Source organism: Sphaerospermopsis aphanizomenoides BCCUSP55 (genome assembly GCF_001586785.1).
Classification (GTDB): Bacteria; Cyanobacteriota; Cyanobacteriia; order Cyanobacteriales; family Nostocaceae; genus Sphaerospermopsis_A; species Sphaerospermopsis_A aphanizomenoides_A.
The window spans coordinates 33,873-52,932 of record NZ_LUFH02000007.1 but is presented as its reverse complement, the minus strand read 5'-3'; the positions used below and the strand labels follow the sequence as shown (position 1 = coordinate 52,932).

Annotated in this window: 20 protein-coding genes and 1 pseudogene; 7 read left to right on the top strand and 14 right to left on the bottom strand. The window is 36.3% G+C overall.

Translation table 11 applies throughout. The features are described 5' to 3' along the window. Positions 1-75: 75 nt before the first annotated feature. Positions 76-342, top strand: a pseudogene (locus tag A0J48_RS03220) (phytochelatin synthase family protein); the annotation flags it as partial. A 200-nt stretch (positions 343-542) separates the two neighbouring features. Here A0J48_RS03220 and A0J48_RS03215 read toward each other — a convergent pair. Continuing rightward, on the bottom strand, positions 543-686 hold the full coding sequence (locus tag A0J48_RS03215) for a type II toxin-antitoxin system TacA family antitoxin (protein ID WP_200320275.1): 144 nt from the start codon (positions 684-686) through the stop codon (positions 543-545). A 240-nt stretch (positions 687-926) separates the two neighbouring features. Between A0J48_RS03215 and A0J48_RS03210 the strand changes: the two genes are divergently transcribed. Together A0J48_RS03210 and ggt are read left to right on the top strand one after the other, a co-directional pair. After that, entirely contained in the window at positions 927-1,829 is a 903-nt protein-coding gene (locus tag A0J48_RS03210; RefSeq protein ID WP_200320273.1) for a PDDEXK family nuclease, read from the top strand. Between the two features lie 213 nt (positions 1,830-2,042). Next, the gene (gene ggt, locus A0J48_RS03205; RefSeq protein ID WP_411841117.1) at positions 2,043-3,677 is read left to right on the top strand and encodes a gamma-glutamyltransferase; all 1,635 of its coding nucleotides are present in this window, start codon (positions 2,043-2,045) and stop codon (positions 3,675-3,677) included. An 8-nt stretch (positions 3,678-3,685) separates the two neighbouring features. Here ggt and A0J48_RS03200 read toward each other — a convergent pair whose 3' ends face one another. From A0J48_RS03200 to A0J48_RS03170, 7 genes are all read right to left on the bottom strand, one after another. Beyond that, the gene (locus tag A0J48_RS03200; RefSeq protein WP_200320270.1) at positions 3,686-3,943 is read right to left on the bottom strand and encodes a hypothetical protein; all 258 of its coding nucleotides are present in this window, start codon (positions 3,941-3,943) and stop codon (positions 3,686-3,688) included. 367 nt (positions 3,944-4,310) lie between these two features. Further along, positions 4,311-5,393: an AI-2E family transporter gene (locus A0J48_RS03195; protein WP_200320313.1), complete on the bottom strand. Its 1,083-nt coding sequence runs from the start codon at positions 5,391-5,393 to the stop codon at positions 4,311-4,313. A gap of 226 nt (positions 5,394-5,619) precedes the next feature. Further along, positions 5,620-7,053: a bifunctional orotidine-5'-phosphate decarboxylase/orotate phosphoribosyltransferase gene (locus A0J48_RS03190; protein WP_200320268.1), complete on the bottom strand. Its 1,434-nt coding sequence runs from the start codon at positions 7,051-7,053 to the stop codon at positions 5,620-5,622. Between the two features lie 13 nt (positions 7,054-7,066). Continuing rightward, positions 7,067-7,279: a type II toxin-antitoxin system HicB family antitoxin gene (locus tag A0J48_RS03185; RefSeq protein WP_200320266.1), complete on the bottom strand. Its 213-nt coding sequence runs from the start codon at positions 7,277-7,279 to the stop codon at positions 7,067-7,069. A gap of 37 nt (positions 7,280-7,316) precedes the next feature. Continuing rightward, positions 7,317-7,466 (bottom strand): type II toxin-antitoxin system HicA family toxin, encoded by a 150-nt coding sequence (locus tag A0J48_RS03180; protein ID WP_234300691.1) that lies wholly within the window; start codon positions 7,464-7,466, stop codon positions 7,317-7,319. Positions 7,467-7,513: 47 nt separating this feature from the next. After that, positions 7,514-8,254, bottom strand: a complete 741-nt coding sequence (locus A0J48_RS03175; RefSeq protein WP_200320264.1) for a molybdopterin-dependent oxidoreductase — start codon at positions 8,252-8,254, stop codon at positions 7,514-7,516. Between the two features lie 113 nt (positions 8,255-8,367). Then, positions 8,368-8,961 carry a cytochrome b/b6 domain-containing protein gene (locus A0J48_RS03170; RefSeq protein ID WP_200320262.1) on the bottom strand — a complete coding sequence of 198 codons (594 nt, stop codon included), beginning with the start codon at positions 8,959-8,961 and terminating at the stop codon, positions 8,368-8,370. A gap of 114 nt (positions 8,962-9,075) precedes the next feature. Here A0J48_RS03170 and A0J48_RS03165 point away from each other — a divergent pair, with 114 nt between their 5' ends. Together A0J48_RS03165 and A0J48_RS03160 are read left to right on the top strand one after the other, a co-directional pair. Continuing rightward, on the top strand, positions 9,076-9,474 hold the full coding sequence (locus tag A0J48_RS03165) for a hypothetical protein (RefSeq protein ID WP_200320260.1): 399 nt from the start codon (positions 9,076-9,078) through the stop codon (positions 9,472-9,474). Positions 9,475-9,690: 216 nt separating this feature from the next. After that, positions 9,691-9,954: a hypothetical protein gene (locus tag A0J48_RS03160; protein ID WP_200320258.1), complete on the top strand. Its 264-nt coding sequence runs from the start codon at positions 9,691-9,693 to the stop codon at positions 9,952-9,954. 197 nt (positions 9,955-10,151) lie between these two features. Here the strand turns inward: A0J48_RS03160 and mtnC are convergent, their stop codons facing one another. Together mtnC and ruvC are read right to left on the bottom strand one after the other, a co-directional pair. Further along, positions 10,152-10,856, bottom strand: coding sequence for an acireductone synthase (gene mtnC, locus A0J48_RS03155; RefSeq protein WP_200320256.1), 705 nt, complete (start codon positions 10,854-10,856; stop codon positions 10,152-10,154). Positions 10,857-10,935: 79 nt separating this feature from the next. Continuing rightward, entirely contained in the window at positions 10,936-11,427 is a 492-nt protein-coding gene (gene ruvC / locus A0J48_RS03150; RefSeq protein WP_200320254.1) for a crossover junction endodeoxyribonuclease RuvC, read from the bottom strand. A gap of 233 nt (positions 11,428-11,660) precedes the next feature. On the opposite strand from ruvC, the gene A0J48_RS03145 reads away from it, so the two are divergent. Both A0J48_RS03145 and tsaE read left to right on the top strand, forming a co-directional pair. After that, positions 11,661-13,034: a gluconeogenesis factor YvcK family protein gene (locus A0J48_RS03145; protein ID WP_200320252.1), complete on the top strand. Its 1,374-nt coding sequence runs from the start codon at positions 11,661-11,663 to the stop codon at positions 13,032-13,034. Positions 13,035-13,099: 65 nt separating this feature from the next. Next, entirely contained in the window at positions 13,100-13,558 is a 459-nt protein-coding gene (gene tsaE, locus A0J48_RS03140; protein ID WP_200320250.1) for a tRNA (adenosine(37)-N6)-threonylcarbamoyltransferase complex ATPase subunit type 1 TsaE, read from the top strand. Positions 13,559-13,577: 19 nt separating this feature from the next. On the opposite strand, the gene A0J48_RS03135 is transcribed toward tsaE, so the two are convergent. The 4 genes from A0J48_RS03135 to A0J48_RS03120 form a co-directional block, all read right to left on the bottom strand. Further along, positions 13,578-15,455, bottom strand: a complete 1,878-nt coding sequence (locus A0J48_RS03135) for a TubC N-terminal docking domain-related protein (protein WP_200320248.1) — start codon at positions 15,453-15,455, stop codon at positions 13,578-13,580. Positions 15,456-15,687: 232 nt separating this feature from the next. Beyond that, the gene (locus A0J48_RS03130; protein ID WP_200320246.1) at positions 15,688-15,993 is read right to left on the bottom strand and encodes a phosphopantetheine-binding protein; all 306 of its coding nucleotides are present in this window, start codon (positions 15,991-15,993) and stop codon (positions 15,688-15,690) included. A gap of 15 nt (positions 15,994-16,008) precedes the next feature. Beyond that, entirely contained in the window at positions 16,009-17,322 is a 1,314-nt protein-coding gene (locus A0J48_RS03125) for a phthiocerol/phthiodiolone dimycocerosyl transferase family protein (RefSeq protein ID WP_200320244.1), read from the bottom strand. A 2-nt stretch (positions 17,323-17,324) separates the two neighbouring features. Next, the gene (locus tag A0J48_RS03120) at positions 17,325-18,974 is read right to left on the bottom strand and encodes a PfaD family polyunsaturated fatty acid/polyketide biosynthesis protein (RefSeq protein ID WP_200320242.1); all 1,650 of its coding nucleotides are present in this window, start codon (positions 18,972-18,974) and stop codon (positions 17,325-17,327) included. Positions 18,975-19,060: the final 86 nt, after the last annotated feature.

The following is a 19,060-nucleotide window of genomic DNA, read 5'->3' as shown; positions in this document are numbered from 1 at the left end:
AAACATAGAAATCATCTAAAAATCTGCATTCAAACTTTAATTATAGGATTCTCATTAGCTGCTGGAAATGTCATTAGAAACTTAGCAGCAGAGAATTTAAAACAACCAGGAAATTTTGTAATTGTTAACTATTTACGTAAAGAAATAGGACAGGAAAGAGGCAGACATATTTCGCCTTTAGCTGCATATAATGAGGCAACTGATAGATTTTTGATTCTGGATGTTTCCCGTTATAAATATCCACCGATTTGGGTAAAAGCGGCTGATTTATATAAAGCAATGAATACGGTTGATTCTGATTCAGGAAAAACGCGGGGGTTTGTGTTTGTGAGTCGGGAATGATTCGTAATTAATTCTGTTATGGATTTTTGGATCCTACCTATAACCCGCAAGAAAATCAATTTTCTAGCTAATAGCTAAAGTCATCTAAAGATGACTAAATAATTTTAAAATTCCCCAGTTCACTTTAGTGGACTTGAGCTATTAGACCGGAACTTTAGTTCCGGGCAGGTATGGTAGCTAACAGATAAACAATTGATAAATTACTGTTTCAGTGATTTGAGTACATATTTCTTATATCGTTCAGCAGCATTAATTAATTTTAAACTGGGTTGAGGTGGGTTAAGTAATGCTGCAAGAAAAACCTTTTGATCTTCTTTACTTAATATCATTATTTCCTGATTCATAAAATTAAATTAACCTCCAATAAAGAAATTATAATTTGTGATAACAAATAACATATTTATCATATAATATTTTTACAATATTTCTGAAAATTAGATAATATGCCTTTTTACCAAGTTGATACAATCTAAAAAACATGCGAAAAACTCCACCCTGGCAATTTTGTCAATAGTCAAATTCTGGAAAGACAACACTTACAACCATTATTTAGAGATAATATTCAATCCATAGATCCAGATTAATTGATTATTGCAGAAGAATTTGGTAACTGGGAAGATAGCAAACGCAGAATTGATTTACTGGCGTTAGATAAAAATGCTAATTTAGTAGTAATTGAGTTGAAACGAGGAGAAGACGCTGGACAAAGTGAACTTCAAGCTATTCGATATGCAGCAATGGTTTCTACTATGGATTTTGAAGCTGTTGTCAATGCTTACGAAGAATTCCTAACTAAACTGACTAAACCAGAAGAAGACGTAAATAACGCACGTTCAGACATTAAAAAATTTCTAGCTTTGGAAGATGATGAAGAAGTTTTAATTAGTAATACACCACATATTATATTAATAGCTCCTAGCTTTTCTCAGGAAATTACTACAACTGTATTGTGGCTAAATGAACAGGGTATTGATATTCGCTGCATAAAACTAAAGTTATATGAGATTAATAATGAAATCTTCTTAAATATCGAGCAAATAATTCCTTTGTCTTCTGCTCAAGACTATCAAGTTAAAAGTAGAGAAAAAACTAATCAAGCAGTACGTGAAGCATCTAATCAACAACGAAGGGAAAAGAGTATAAAAATACTTATAGATTATGGTAAACTTAAGGATGGAACGAGAATTTACTTGAGACAGTCTCCCAAGCCTGGATTAAATATTAACGATATTGATAAAGATGCTAAAGATGCTACTTTCCAAGCAATACAGAAAAATTTTAAATGGGATCTTGACGGGGAAAATTACTCATTGAGTACGCTTTGTAGCAAAATTTGTGAACATCATAATGTTCCCCAGGACTTACGCAAAACAGAACGCAAGCAAGTAGGGGTAATTCATGAATTACCCCTACGAAAGAATAAGGCTTTTAGTCATATCTTGCGTAAGTCCTATTCCCGTAAGAAAAGGGGATTTTCCTGGTCCTGATTATTGGGCTATAGAAGGTGAACAAAAATCACTGTCAGACTATGCAAAAGAACTACTTCAAAAAGATGTAAATATTAGCAGTTGAATTTATTAAAAATGCCCACCATCACAAAAACCCAAAACCTCATTATCTCCTTCATCTCCCTCACTGCTATCCTCACCACCCAAGCAGTATCAGCCACCATTAGCGTACCTGTAAAAAGCAAAAAAGGAATGGTGACATCCGCCCACCCTTTAGCAAGTGAAGCCGGACTTTTAATGTTAAAAAAAGGTGGAAATGCGGTAGATGCAGCAGTAGCGACAACCTTTGCAATTTCTGTAGTTGAACCATTTTCCGCTGGTATTGGTGGTGGTGGTTTCTTATTATTTCATTCTCAAAAAACCGGAGAAATTAAAGCTTTAGATTTTCGGGAACGCGCACCCACAAAAGCTACAAAAAATATGTATTTAGATGCTAATGGTAAAGTGATTACCAGTGCAAGTACAGATGGTTATTTAGCAGTAGCAACACCGGGAACTGTAGCGGGTATGTATGAAGTACATCGTCGTTATGGCAAGTTACCTTGGCAGGAAGTTGTTAAACCTGCTATTTCCCTTGCTAAAAATGGTTTTATTATCAGTGATAGACCTTCTTGGCGTTCTCTTTCAGCCTTTGAAGAACGCAAACAAACAATACTAAAAAATCCCGCAGCTAGAAAAATCTTTACTCGCAATGGTGAATATTATCAACCAGGAGAAAGATTAATCCAAAGTGACTTAGCTAAAACATTAGAAACTATTTCCCAAAATCCTCAAAGTTTTTACACCGGAAAAATTGCCCAAATCATCGCTGATGACATGGCTAAGAATGGAGGTTTAATTACTCTGGCAGATTTAAAACAATATAAACCAATTTGGCGGACTCCTGTTTGTGGAAATTTCCGCCAAGCTAAAGTTTGTTCTATGCCACCTCCATCATCAGGTGGTGTACATCTATTGCAAATTTTAAATATTATTGGTGACACTGACTTAAAATCTTTGGGATGGCATCACCCAGACGCGATCCATTTAATGGTAGAAGCCATGAAAATTGCCTATAGCGATCGCGCTAAATATTTGGGTGATCCTGATTTTGTCAAAGTTCCTGTTTCTGAACTTATTAGTCCAGGTTATGCCCAAAAACGTCGCCAAGAAATCAACATGAATATGGCGACACCATCAGCAGAGATAAAACCAGGACTGAGTACAAGTCAAAAGTCAAAAGTCAAAAATCAAAAGTTTTTAGAATCAACTGAAACCAGTCATTTAAATGTAGTTGACACAGACAGAAATGCAGTTAGTTTAACCTTCACCGTTAACCTAGGTTTTGGTGCAGCAATAGTCACACCAGGAACAGGAATAATTTTAAATAACGAAATGGATGATTTTGCAACTGCACCAGGAGTTGCCAACGCCTTTGGGTTAGTTGGTAACGAAGCCAACAGCATCGCCCCTCGGAAAACACCACTTTCCAGTATGACACCCACCATTGTCACCGCCAACAACCGCTTGCGTTTAGTTGTAGGTGCGCCCGGAGGTAGCACTATCATCACTCAAGTATTGCAAATTATCTTGAATGTTTTGGAATACAAAATGGACATAGGTGCAGCCGTATCTGTTCCACGCATACATCACCAGTGGCTACCTGATGAGTTGCGAGTGGAAACATGGGGTTTAGAAGCGTTAACCTTGCAAGACTTACGCCGTCGAGGACACAAAATTACAGAAGCTGCACCTTGGGGTAATGCAAATGCAATTGCGATTACAGACAATAATTTCCTAGAAGGAGTCGCAGATCCCCGTGGTGAAGGTTTAGCTAAAGGTGATTAACAAGGTTATTAACTTTGCACAGTTGACTCTGCTAAGTCATTGCTAAACTCGTTTGCCCGTGCGCTAGGAACTAAATTCCAGCCTGCTTTCAAGAGTTTTTGATAAGTTGCCCAACCCTTAGAACCACCTGGTATTTGATAATCGGGAACGGAAAATTGAGGAAATGCAGTGTAAGGTCGCCAAGGTTGACCGGGTGCAGTTTGCAAATGCAAAATTTTCTCTTCATCGCTGCTAGACTTAGATAACCAGCACATTTGTCTTTGCATGGTAAACTCCTTTACGTTTAGCTTATGTTGCATCATGACAGGATTGTGTAAATACCTGCCTCAATCTTGTGGAAGAACTTATTAGCCTAAAAGATTAGACTAGAGGAATTTGATATTATTAAACTCAGGTAAATTCTGAAGAAGATAGACTCCTATATGCGGTGATCCGCGAGAGTAGAAGACAAACAGAGAACAAAAATGGTTGTTCTCAAAATGCTTTCTTCCAGTACAATATTTTTTTAATGTTATCTATGCTTGCAGGGATTGTATGTAACTATGACTACGATTTTGAGGAATAAATGCAAATCAAGTTATTAGTTTTTCTATTCAGAGATATAAGCTAATTAATATCTGCTAATCAATTAGCCTACTCTTTTCTTCCTGATGCTTCTGAAATCTCTAGTCCTGCTTCATTTTCAACCTCACCAGAGATAGCATCTATAGTATCTTTGATAACACCTGCCACAGGTACAGCAATTAATAAACCTAAAACCCCAGCGATATAAGTTCCCACCAGTAAAGAAATTATTACCCAAATTGGTCTAATACCTGTAAATTTACCCAAAAGACGGGGTGCGATCGCTTGATCAATTAATTGATCAATCACAACAGCTACAACTAAAATTTTTACCGCTAACCAGAAATCATGGGAAGCGACAATCAAAATTATGACTATTAAACTAACAACGTCTCCAAAAGGAATTAAGCTGAAAATTCCTACACTTAAACCAAAAAGTAACCCAAACTGAACTCGGAACACTAAAAACATCAATGTTTGGGAAATTCCCATCAACAAAGCTAAACTAATCTGACCAATCAAGTAATTTTGAAAATTTTGCTGGAGAGAATGTTTTACAGCTTGACCAAACTCTACAGGTAATTTTTTCAAAAATCCCTCAACTATTCTCTCACCATCTATTAATAGATAAATAGTCAAAACTCCTGTAATTAATGTTTCAGAAATACTGTCAATTGTATTAATAATTAAACTAAAAAGCTGATCAGAAATATACTCTAATTCATTAGGTAAACGATTGATAATATTAGTGAATATTTGACTTAAATCTAGTTGCCATCTTTGACCAAAAAACCAAATATTTAAATTTTGCAGTTTAGCTACACTGGTTTCAATCCACTGAGGCAATAATTTAACCATTTCGTGAAATTGCTGTAAAATATTAGGTATCAAAGTGATACCTACAGCAGCTAAAATTATCACCGTTAATAACACAACTAAAGTTACCGCATAGTTACGCTTCATTCCCCATTGCTGAACCACAGAAACGGGATAGTTTAAAATAAAAGCCAGCAAAATTGCTAAAACCAAAGTTGTCACCAATGGTTGAAAATATTGCAAAAGTGACAATAACAGCCACCCATTCAGAAAAATGAGCGGAAATAGTAAAGTCAAAATTAACCATTTCAGTAATTGTTCTAGGGAAAATTTTATCTGCATAAATGTAGTTGATAATACCTATCCATTAGCAACCTATATCAACAATAGAAAATTATCTCTCCCTCAAGGGTAGAGGATGGAAAGTAAGGATAGGTTTTTCTTTCTCTTTCTCTTGAAAAAAAGAGGGTTTAAAAAAAAGAGGGTTTAAACCTAATGAACCAATTATCAATTGTCAATTATCAATTATTCATTGATAAATAGGGTTGATTATCTCTATATACTAACTCTCCTGAAAAGCTAATAATTGTTCATCATTTATTCTTCCTACTTGGTGCAGAGTATTCACAATTTCCGAAATAGTTAACACAGAATGACCACAATAACCATTTTGTTTTAACCTATCTTTGACACCTTGCTCATGGTCAATAAATACCACAATATCATTAACTTTTAATCCCGCAGATTTTAACTTTTCGGCACCTTCCATTACACTTTTACCACTGATGAGAATATCATCAACCACTGCCACCGTTTCACCAGGATAAAAATTACCTTCAATTACTCTGCGTGTACCATGTGCTTTTACCTCTTTGCGGGGAAAAATCATCGGACAATGCAGCCGTAAAGATAAACCAGTTGCAGTAGGTAAAGAACCATAAGGAATACCAGCCAATCTATCAAAAGTGAGATTTTTTAAAATTTCCTCATAAGCAATAATCACCTGATTAAAAACTTGAGGATTAGAAATAATTTTCCGCAAATCAATGTAATAAGGAAAAGTTGCTCCTGATGCTTGGACAAATTCACCAAACATAATACAGCCAATATCAAAAAGTTGTAAAATCAAATCTTGGTGAGGGTGTTTATCTTTAACATTAATATCTGGCAACCAAACATCACATCTAGAAGCATCATGGATAAATTCACTTCTAAATTGATTAATTTCTGTGCGTAAAAATTGAATTTCCTGAGATAAATTAACACTACCCAACATATCTTGAGGAACAGGAATTAACAACCCATCATTGTTAGCATTTAACCCTGCTGCTAAAATTGGTTTTATATCCCCATCTCCAGCCCAAATACTCCGCACCATAATGATTCTTTCGGGAGCAAGTGAACGAATAGATTTTAAAACTTCAGCATTTATCGTTCCTACTTCCAAGCCTAATTGTTCTGGAGTTCCCCAGTTTTTTGACTCCTGGACAACCTGTAAATAAAGCGGTGAATTATGATTAGGAAATTGCTGTAAAATTGCTGCACCAGGGTTAGAAGTACAACATAAAATAAATACAGCTTTATCAGGATAAACTAAAAATGGTGCGACATGATCCTGTCCAGTATAGGGACTCAGAGTAACAGCATCTACCCGCCATTCTGTAAATACAGTACGGGCAAAAATACTGCTAGTATTTAAATCACTGTGTTTAGCATCTAAAATAATCGGAATATGATCAGGAATAGAGTTTAAAATTTTGATTAATAATTCTAAACCACGCACACCTAAAGCTTCATAAAATCCCAAAGTTGGCTTATAAGCACAGACAAAATCAGCCGTTTCCGTAATCATAAATTGCAACCAATTTTCCAAACCTGTCATCAAGTCAGATGATTGATAACGGGCAGGAATCATTTCTGGATTTGGATCAAGTCCTACAAAGAGTAAGCTTTGATTTTGGGAAATACTCGTATTTAATTTATCAAAAAAGTTCATTTAAAATTTCCTATTAAATTAAAACTTCAACTTCCTGGGCGATACTTGTAGGTTCAGAAATTGGTAAACCTTCCTCGATTAAACCTTCTATATGAAATTCTATAGCTTCAACAATCAGTTGTTGGACTTCTGCTAATGTTTCTCCCGCTGCTACACAACCTGGTAAATCAGGAACATAAGCACCATAACTGGTATTTCCTGTTTTAATGACTACTGTATAACGCATTATTCTTCCTCCAATTGAGCTTGTCTCCAAATACTTTTTAGTGTACGGGTACATCAATATTAGGTTGACCGGAAACTGTAACTGTACCAGGTTTATCAGGATGTTTAAACTGACGATGACTCCCTCTAGTTCTTGCTAAATACCAACCATCAGCTTCTAGTCGCTGAATTACTGCTCGTACTTTCATATTAATGCCTATTTGTATAGGTAAAATTCCTGGTGTATGTAAACTATTTACAACCCCGCAAACCATTCATAACCCTGATCTTCCCAATAACCTTTAAAAGCTGATAAATGGCTAGTTAAAGTAATTCTTGTCACCCATTTACTCTGTTTATAACCCAGTTTAATCGGAGAAGCTAGACGTAGAGGCGCACCATTTTCAACAGGCAAATTTTCGCCATTTTTTTGATAAGCTAACAAAGTTTGAGAATGGGTAGCTGAAGCTATATCCCAACTTTCATAATAACCATCGGCTGATTCAAAAAAAGCATACTTAACAGATGCTTGAGGTTGAGCTAAAGTAATAAGATCACGTAAGCGTATACCACCCCATTGTACAATCGCTGCCCAACCTTCCACACAAACATGACGAATAATCATAGAAGTCAAAGGTAAAGCCTGAATTTGTTCCATGCTAAGACTCAGGGGATTATTTACTTCACCGTCAATAATTAAGCGAAATTTATCAACATCAATAATTGGTGTACCACGGAAACTATTAATTATTAGAGCTTCTGGTTGAATTTCACTAGCAGCAAACTCTGGAACAAGTTTCTGTGGTTTAAATATTAATTCTTCAACTTTTTGATTGAGAGGTTCAGAAATCTTACCTACTAAATCTTCCAATGCTGGAGTCCCACAACCACCCAGAAACAACCCCATACTAGAAATTCCTGAAATTTGTAGGAACTTTCGGCGTGATAATTGAGGTTTGAAGATATGAATTAGGTCTTTTTGATTAGCATGATTCATGTTTTAATAGCTCCACATTTTTATCACAAAAAAACTGACATCTATTTGATAATAACCAGAAAAATATCTGCGGTTATCTGTGGTTATCTGCGTTTAATTATTAATTCAAAAAACTACCAAAACATAGAAGTTGTCAGTTCGTCTCCTCCAGCTTTTTGTCCTAACCGCCAATGAATAATTACAAATATTACCACCAATGGTACAGAAGCAAAATGTACGATTCTTAAAGCTTGCCAGTCCCCAAACATATCAACTATCCAAGGAAATTGGGCAGGTTTGTACATTCCGATTCCAGTCAATATTGCTAACAATAATATGGGAATAATAGATGTGTAAATAATTCGATGCCAAGCATAAGTTAGACGTTGAGGATTTTGAGTTTTTTGCAAGGCTTTGATATCATTACTGCCCACAAATCTATGTCGCCAACGTCGGGTGATTAAAACGTAAATTCCATACCATAAAAGATTGAGAGAAAATATCCACATCGCTGCAAAATGCCAGTGTCTACCTCCTGCTAACCAACCACCTAAAGTAAAAATCGGTGGTATCTGTAAACCTGCACGTCCACCAAAAACGGGATTAGCATTGTAAATTTGCAATCCACTGGTAAGCATGAGGAAAAGGCTAATGATATTGATAGAGTGAAATATTTTAGCACCTAGGGCTTGAGTTGGTAACTTCCGGGGTTTTGCAGAAGAATTCATAGCAGTAATATTTGCGCTGACCTAAAAATTATCTGTTTAAAATTTTACCCCTTCAAAACAAATCAGAGCAAGTCAAATCACTTTTCATTTTTGGGAATACTAAAAATAGGCTTGATGCTGAAAAATAAACAACAAGTACAGACCTCAGTATACATCAGAACACCAATATCACCCTGTAAAAATGAAAAAATCACTTCATTGCTGTTTACAGCAACATTTTTAGCCAGCTTTTTATCCAATTTGGGCATGGGAATAAATAGCAAGCAACTTATTTCCTCAGCCATAGCCCAAACAAATAATTCTCAAAGTTCGCAAATGCAACCCTTAGAGTTTACCGATGAGAATATTAAATTTACCTTACTAGCGCCTCAAGGTGCAAAGGTTATTAAAGAATCTTGGGGTACTATCAAAATTCAGGCAGGTAATAACTTTACAATTGAATTAATCTATGACTTACGCAAAATATCTCTCAAACCCTCTTTCCTTTGTGTCCTTTGCGTTCTTTGCGGTTAGTTTTTCCGTAAGTCGTGGGTAAGTCCTATCATCATATCAGATGAAACTGTATTCGACTCTGATACAGTTGCTCCAAATCCCACTATTTTTCACTTTTAGAATATAAAAAAATATTTCTTAACAAATCACTCCTGAGAAATAAATAAAATCTTACACATTTAGTACCTTGAAAATGGAGATTGCATAAAGCAATATAAGTCAATAGGAGTAATTACAATGGACTGGTTCAATAATTTTGAGCAATTTTTCCGACAATTAAGCGAATTCCAAAGTATGGTTTTCAATAATTGGACTTCAACCTTATCAAGTATGCAAAATCTGAATTTATCAAATCCACCAGAGAATTTGGAGCAAAATATGAAAATACAAGAAGATTTAGTGAAACATTCCTTAGACTTTCAAGAACAGGTCAGCCGTTTTTCCATCGACACCCAAAGAAAATTATGGGATAGTTATTTTCAAATGATGCGTAGATCATAAGCCATTAATGTAGGTTGGGTTGACGCAAGGAAACCCAACATCGTCTTATATAGTTACAACTTCATAGGTTTCCATGATTGCAACTTGGGGTATTAAAGTATGTTCCTAGATGTTAAAAACTAAAGAAGGTATCTCAATCCTTCGTAAGTTGTAAACTTAGAGATGATCTTGTAAACAAAAGCTTACAGAAGTTTTCATCATAATTCTAAAGGAATTTGTGAGAAATTTGTCACATACATAAAGTCATTATCTACAGCCGTGGTTTGTCTATTTAAGCCACAAACGTTGAAATTAGCAGATTTAGCCGCAGCTAACTCTTTGGAAGAGTCAGAGAGAAACAAAATTTCCTGTGGGAGAACAAGTAATTTATCGGCAATGGTAAGGTATGACTGACTCTCTGTTTTGTTGCCTGTAGTTGTATCAAAGTACATGGAGAATAATGGAGTTAAATCCCCCATGACAGTATTCTTAAACAAGAGTTTTTGAGCAGCAATAGAACCGGAAGAATAGATAGCTAATCTTAAACCCACAGCATACCAATTTTGAAGATATTCAAAAGCATCAGGATACAGATGAGACTTCAGTTCACCGCTGTTATAACCTGCGTCCCAGATTAAACCTTGCAGGGTTTTTAATGGAGTAATTTTGCGGTCTTCATTGTGCCAAATCATCAACTGACTGAGGCAGCTTTCTACATCAAGATTTGATTGGCCATTAATTTCTCGGACTTGTTGCAGGATATCCTGAGTAATTGGCAATTCTAAGTGATTAAGTACCCAGTCTGATAAATGTTTTGCAGAATAGGGAAAAAGAACGTCATGAACAAAACTAATATCGGTTGTAGTACCCTCAATGTCGGTCAGAATAACTTTAAGTTGGTTGCCTTGGTAAGTAACTGTCATAGCTAGGAAACTTTTCTTCTTAACCTTTAGATTATTACAGTATTATTCTACTTAAAAAGTTTATTCCTTGTAATTAAATTTACAACTGAAACGCAGCAGTTAAAGCCACCGCTAAAGCATCCGCAGCATCATCTGGCCTGGGGATTTCATCTAAATCCAACTCCCGCGCTACCGCCTCCTGTACTTCAGACTTATCAGCCTTACCATAATTCGTTAAAGCCTGTTTGATTTGCGGAGGGGCAAATTCTACATAAGAAAGCTTGCGCTGTCCCAACACTAACATCAGGATACCCCGCGCTTGTGCAACAACGATAGTATTTGCCATACGATAGAAGAATAATTTTTCAATTGCTACTAAATCAGGTTGCAACTCGTCCATCAGGGTGTGTAAATCGTCAAATAAAGTACATAGTCGCTGACTCATTTCCATATCGGCGGAAGTACGAATGACCCCAAAATCTAGCATTTCTACCGTTGAATTTTGGACTTTACCTTGATTCTGCCGTAATGTAATTGCACCAAATCCGACAATTGCCAGTCCTGGGTCTAATCCTAAAATTCGCTTTTCCATAAAATTTCCATAAAATTTCCATAAAATTCATTTATTTTTACTAAGTCAAGGTGCTTAACTCAAGTTACGCTTCGAGTTAGCCATCAGGGGGAACGAATGAATCAGCACTTCAGGCGTTTTTGCTGGTGTGGCCTGCGGTCGGCAGTATTTTGAATTGATTTCACCCTTGGTCTTGAAGCCAGGTGGTGTACAGTTCTGTTAAACAATGTTTGTACCACTGTTCCCTATTAGGTATGTCAATCGGTTTTCTTAAACAAGCTATCAATGCCTTACAACTCCAGTCACATAGCCGCACTTCCCATCGGGTTAACCAGTGGTTTAAGTGGTTATCACCTGGATTATCCGTAAAACGCTGGTTCCTAGTCAGTGTTGGGGGTGTTTTATTGGCAAGTCTGGGGTTGGCGATTTGGATTAAGCTAACCCCAATTTTTTGGACACTAGAGTTTCTTAGAGGTTTGTTGGGTTTCCTCACGGACATCCTACCCAACTATATCAGCGGACCTTTGGTGTTGCTGTGTGGTGTGCTGTTGTTGCTGTGGGGACAATCCCGTACAGTAGGTTCAATTACAGAAGTTTTAAGACCACAAGGCGATGAAGAAGAACTCATAGATGTTCTGCTGGCACATCGCCGTTTGTACCGAGGCCCAAAAATTGTAGTTATTGGTGGCGGTACTGGACTTTCTACTTTACTCAGAGGCTTAAAAACCTATAGTGCTAATATTACTGCTATTGTGACAGTGGCTGATGATGGTGGTTCTTCGGGTAGGTTACGTCAAGAATTTGGTGTTTTACCTCCGGGAGATATTCGTAATTGTTTGGCTGCACTAGCGGATGAAGAAAAGTTATTAACAGAATTGTTTCAATATCGTTTTCGTGCCGGGGATGGGTTGACAGGCCACAGTTTTGGTAACTTGTTTTTAACTGCCATGACTGATATTACAGGAGATTTAGAAAGGGCTGTTGCAGCTAGTTCTAAAGTGTTAGCAGTGAGAGGACAAGTTTTACCTGCAACCCTTAGTGATGTGCGTCTCTGGGCAGAATTAACAGATGGCCGCAGGATTGAAGGTGAGTCTAGCATTCCCAAAGCTGGGGGAAAAATTGTCAAAATTGGCTGTATTCCTGAAAATCCTCCCGCTTTACCCGCAGCTATTAAGGCGATTAAAGAAGCTGATTACATTATTATTGGCCCTGGTAGTTTGTATACTAGCTTAATCCCAAATTTATTAGTACCAGAAATTGCCGATGCGATCGCCGCCCAAAATGTTCCCCGTATCTATATCTGCAATATCATGACTCAACCGGGAGAAACAGAAGGATACACGGTTGCTGAACATATTCAAGCCATTGATGAAGCTTGTGGAGATAGAAAACTGTTCGATGCTGTATTAGTACACAGAAAAACTCCTTCCGCCCAAGCTTTAATTCGTTATGCCCAACAAAATTCCCATCCCGTTTTCTTAGACCGAGAAGCTGTCACCAAGCTAGGACGGCGAATAGTACCTGCCAACATTTTATATGAAGATGAAACAGGTTTTGTTCGCCATGACCCACAAAAATTGGCTAAGGTTTTATTCAAGTGGTACAGTAGAACGCATCATGGGAAGTAATTCCTATATTTGTAATTCCTAATTAATTACTTTCCCTGTTCCCTTTTCCCTGTTCCCTGTTCTCTATGACTAAACTTTTCCTTCCTGATACAGAAGCAACACAACAGTTAGGTATTACCTTGGGTAAAAACCTAACTGCTGGAAGTGTAATTTTATTAGAAGGTGATTTAGGTGCAGGTAAAACTACCTTGGTGCAGGGTATTGGTAAGGGTTTGGGGATAACTGAATCTATTGTCAGTCCTACTTTTACCCTGATTAATGAATATACAGAAGGGCGCATTCCCCTTTACCATTTGGATTTGTATCGTCTAGAACCTCAAGAAGTGACAGGATTGAATTTAGAAAATTACTGGGAGGGAATAGAAGTAACACCAGGAATTGTGGCGATTGAGTGGGCTGAACGAATGCCATATTTACCAGATAGTTATTTCCAGGTAAGTTTAATCTATGGTGAAGATGGCAGCCGTCAAGCAGAAATTATGCCTGTAAATTGTCAAATGGTAGATAATATCCTATGCGTTTAAAAGTTGAGAATTAAATAGCTTAAATTTCCCCATTACCTAAATTTGCTTTCAAAGAAGCAAAATGTTGTCCACCTAATTCAATTTGTTCTGCGACACACCCATGTTTTAACCTATCAACTAGATAATCCATATCATGAGCAATAAAATTTGTACCATGATCTGGTTCTACTAAACTAACCAATTTAATATTTGCAGTTTTTTGAGTAGCTAAGTTAGAAAGACCCAAAAAATTAAACACTCCGGACTCATAAGTTCCACAGGGTACAGAAGGATTATTAACACCAACACAATATTCATTTTCTTGGAACCAATCAAATGCAGGATAGCCGTGAAAATGAACTATTGGCGCACCATATTTAATTAATTCTGGTGTGTATAAAGCAGCCGCCAAACTAATAGCCAGCATGACATAGATATCATAGGAAGGTTTGAAATCTGATTTATTGGATTGAGTTCCTATGGGTAATTGCAGATGTAAATTATCTTTTAAACCAATACGAATGATATCTTGCTGAATATTTAAGTCAGTTTTATTAGAACCTGAACGCGAACTCACTAACCAAATATCAGGAATTTGTTTAAATACATATTCTCCATCAATGATGAGTTTAATATAACGTCTACCTGCTTCATTTTTACGCACTTCATTACTACTAAAACCAGCCACAGGTAATAATTGATCCCACTCATGAGTGGTTATTTCTGGTTTTCCTACATAGTAAGGAGGTTCTGCATAAGCGACAAAACCATAAGAAACTCCAGTTCTACCATTGACAATGACATTTACAATATCTCTGTGGGATTTTCTCTTAATAACTTCAGCCAGCTTAAACCCAGGTGGGAATAACCCCGTTGAAGCTAGTTCTCGACCTAGTTTAACTAATTGATGAGCATATTTAGATTGATGAGGATTATACTCTCCGATTGCAAATCTACTCATTAATAAAGGAGTAATGGGAACAAAAATTTTAGGAATAAGTGATTTGGTGACAAAATTATCTATCTCTGATTTAGAAAAAATTGAATCAGAGAGATTCATGTTCAAAATAGAAATTTTGTTATTAGATACGCCAATGACAATTTCCGAAAATGTTTTAATGAGCGTATTAATACCAATCTTGATTTTGTCTTGATACTTGGTAAAAGGATTAATAAATTCATGATTGATGTCGCTGAGAATAATTACCTGAGTATTTGTGGGATCTTCGACATATTTAGCCGCATGATCTTCAGCCCAACTACTGAGTTTAGCAATTTGTATAACAGACATTTTCTGTTTATTTATTAGCCAAGGATAAGATAATATATAAAAAGTTTCAGCCATGAATATTCCTAATTTTCTCACCCAGGAATTTTGTCGCTCTACATCAAATACAGCATCAATTTCCGCTTTAACTCCTTTCATTTTTATCAACCGATGCCAATTAATGATAGGAATTTTAATATCATAGGAAACATCTGTTGTCGCTTCCTGCCAAGAAACAATATTAACGCCCAAGTTTTTTAACTTAAATGCTAATTCCTGCCGAAATTTCATAACCACTTGATTATGATAACCTTGAGGTAAAGGTCTAAATGTAACATTAAGGTTTTCAGCCATTAATTTCGGGTTAATAATTGGTGGCTGATATTCTACAGGTGAATCACCAGCAAAACCACCAATTAGCATCCCAATAGTTTGTAAGCTAATTCCCTGACTCAAAGGTTCAGATGTACATTTTGTAGCGATATTCATCTCTTGTAACAATGCCAACATATCTTCCTTATATGTGGCTATTTCTGCCTGAATTTCTGGTGTAATTACACCTTTAGGAGAACGAATATGCAGTTTATTATCTTCAGTCCAAAATTGAACACCTTGTTGAGTGAGTTTCGCTAAAATTTCTGATGCGTTCATGACTAAATCTCCCAGTTTTTAACGAACTATAAAGACAAGAAAAAAGAAGACACTTCCCGGAATGATATTTCCTCCATCCTGGTGAAGTGTCCATCTTCTAGGAGGAAAAACTTAAAAAACTTTAAATTCTTTATTGCTTATATAGCAGTTGCCAAGGTGATGAGGATATTGTACAATCCAGATACTAAAAAACTTTTCTCACTGTCACCTGTCACCTGTTTCCTGTCACCTGCTACAGTTGCAAAATTTCTGATTGTGATTTTTCCAATTCTTCAACTAAACGTTGTGAAAGTTCTTCAATAGTGGGGTAATACCACAAATGAATAAGAGATAATTTAAATCCTAGAAATTTCTCGGCTTTACCAGCCAGAACCATAGCTTGTGCGGAATCTAAGCCGTAGCTATCTAAAGGTTCTCTAATATCTATTTCATCTGGATTAACCCCTAGTAAAGAGGAGATATTGGCAACTAACCATGCTTGAATATCTTCTGTAGTGTAAGGTTTTTTTTCAGGTGAATTATTCAGATAATTGCTCATTTATCTACCTCTAATCTAGAAAGTATCTGATGAAATATTCAAGATATGCTCCATTGTTTGTTCAACCAGTTCTTCCATAGTTTCTCGACTTATTGCAGGTTGAGAAAAAGCAAAATTTAATAGCATTTTTTCTTGAAAAGTTGCCGCATGAAGGATGAACATACCAGCATACAAAGCATGAGAACCCGCAAAACTGATTTCTTCTAGTTCTAATTCTCCATAAATGTTGGGAATATTGACTTTGCCAATATTAGACAATGAAACAGTAGCTGCTATTTGTTGGGGAAAGAGAAAACAAAAATTTATGAGTTGGTTGGCAATTAATACCATCTTAAAAATATCACCATTACTCATGCCAGTCTCTAGAGTTTGTTTTACTTCCCGCGCTAATTCCCAGAAAGATGTATGGCTTTTTATATCGTGAAATCCTATTAAAGATGTCGCTAAAATAGCTAGGTTGTCTTCACTTATGGAAGGCTGAAAACGTCTGCGTAAATCAAGATGAGATAAACAACTAACTTGCACATTTTTCTGATGAAATTGGAAGATTTTTCTAGCTACTGTCAACATGAGGACTGCACATAAAGCACTGTGAACTGTAGTTTGTTCTTGTTTACATTTATAAACAAACATCTGAGTTAAGTCAGCATCCAGTTGTTTGTGAATAATTTCACTGCGTCGCTTGGGAATGGGAACATATTTTTCAAAACCTAATGCTTGTGGTTGAAAATAAAGTTTGAGAATACCAATTTTTAGCGATAATAAAATACTGCTAAGATTTCCTCTCCAACCCTGTGTATTTTTAGGCAGCAATTTTTCAATGGGTGGTAATGCTTCTAGGGTGGTGACTGGTTGAATAGTGCCACCCGATGCAAGTTGTTGATAATATTCTAGAATTTCTGAGTGAATCTGAATGCTTGATAAGCCATCGGAAATTGCGTGGTGGATGGTTGTAATTAAGTAATGAAGATTTGGTTCATCCAAAGTATGAACAAGTACCACTCGCATTAAACATTTATGGCTTTCAATTTCTTGATTCATTTCTTGGTTAACGATTTCTTGCCATTGTTTTTCAGGCAAATCATTAACTATTCGCAAAGGAATTTTTTTTGTACCTGCTGTTTGAAAATAGAAATTGTTTCTAAACCGAATAATGCAAGAATTTAAACGAGAATGACGATGTTGAAGAATATCTAAAGTTGGTCTGAGAACTGCTTCTTGGAGGTCGCCTTTAATACGGCTAATGGTAATGATATTCCAGGTTTTAGCACGTCTATTGAGGATTTCCATTGCTCCTTCTAGACTGCTTAGTTTTCTATTATCTGGCATCTTTATAATCTGGAGGGATGATATTGACTGTATTGACTAGGAATTTGTAAGCCTTGAGTTTTTAAACTTTGAATTCGGTGTAAATATGCTGCTCCTACCATAATGTGGTCAGCAATTTCTACAACTTGGCGATTTTTTGGCTCTGATAAATATGAATCTTTTACCCAATCATTAAAACTACCCATTGCTGGACCACACCAGATTTGATAATCAATTTCTCTACCTTTTTCACCAGTGTTAGACCAACGGGAAGATAATCCTAAATACCAACGAAAAATTAAAGCCATTTTTAGTTTAGGATTACTAGCAGATTTAGCTAATTTTTCTGGGTTACGTTGGGATAAATAATTAACTGTTTCTTGCCAAACTTCCTGCACAGGTTTTTTCAAAATTTGCTTTTCTAATTTCTCTCTTTCTGTGGGGGGAATTTCTTCAATTGAGTTGTAGTTTTTGTATAATTCATAGAGTTTTTGAGCGCGGAGAGGAAAGAGAGTCCCACGTTTGAGAACTTGCAATTTTACACCCATTTCAAACATATCGGCTGCGGGAGCCATCATCACATCAGCCATTTCTGCTTGCGCTAATAATTCTTTGGTGTGTTCAGAAGTTCCGGCTTCAATACAGGATTGATTGATAGAACCTGTGACAACATAAGCCGCACCCATCATAAACGCAGCTAAGGCTGATTTTGGTGTAGAAATTCCGCCAGCTACACCAATTCTGACCGGGGTTTTATAGCTGTATTGATGCTGAATTTCGTCTCGTAATTCTAAAATGGAAGGTAATAAACAAATCAAAGGACGATTATCTGTATGACCTCCAGAATCTGCTTCTACGGTGATATCATCAGCCATAGGAATTTTTTCAGCAATGGTGGCTTGTAATTCACTAATTAAACCTTGTTGAACTAATTGTTTGAGAATTTTTGTAGGTGCAGGTTGAAGAAATTTAGTAGCAACTTCGCGGCGGGAAACTTTGGCAATGACTTTGTTTTTAATGTCGATTTGATTAGCAGAATTTAAACTTAGTCCAGCGGCTCGATAGTAAACAATATTGTCAGTTAAATCTAAGAAAGCGGAAGCTTCCACAATTCTGACTTGATATTTAAGATACAAATCAATGCTACGTCGTTCAATTGCTGGTTCACTGGGACTATGGAGTAAGTTAAAAGCATAAGGTTTTTGTTGTAAAGCTTGTTGAATTTTGTTAATGGCTGCTTCAACACGGGCTGGAGATAAACCTCCTGCACCAAAAGAACTTAAAATTCTGGCTTTTCCCAGTGCAATCACCATTTCTTCTGAAGCAATTCCCTGAGCCATTGCACCAGTCATATATGGATATTTAACACCATAAAAATCTAGAAAATTGTGATCACCTAGTTGTTGAATTGATATAGTTGGAACAGAAATTAGCAGTTCTAATTGGTCTGTTTTACCATTATTGATGTGAGATAAATTACCTTCATTAGTAATGCCAATTTGGTTTTCTTTTCTTACTATATAACAGGGTTTTGCTAAGTGCCTCAGTTTGAATTTAATTGTTTCGGCATCAAAAGCAACACTGTTTATGTCGCCGTGCCAATGTTGGATTTGATTAGAGAATGTGGGAGAAAATTGGAGTTCATTATTCAAGATATTTTCTGTATTTAACATTTTAGTTAATCTCTAATTTTTTGTTTTTTGGGGTATTGTTAGCACTATATATTTGTCTCACGCAGAGGCGCTCCAGTTACAGAGGA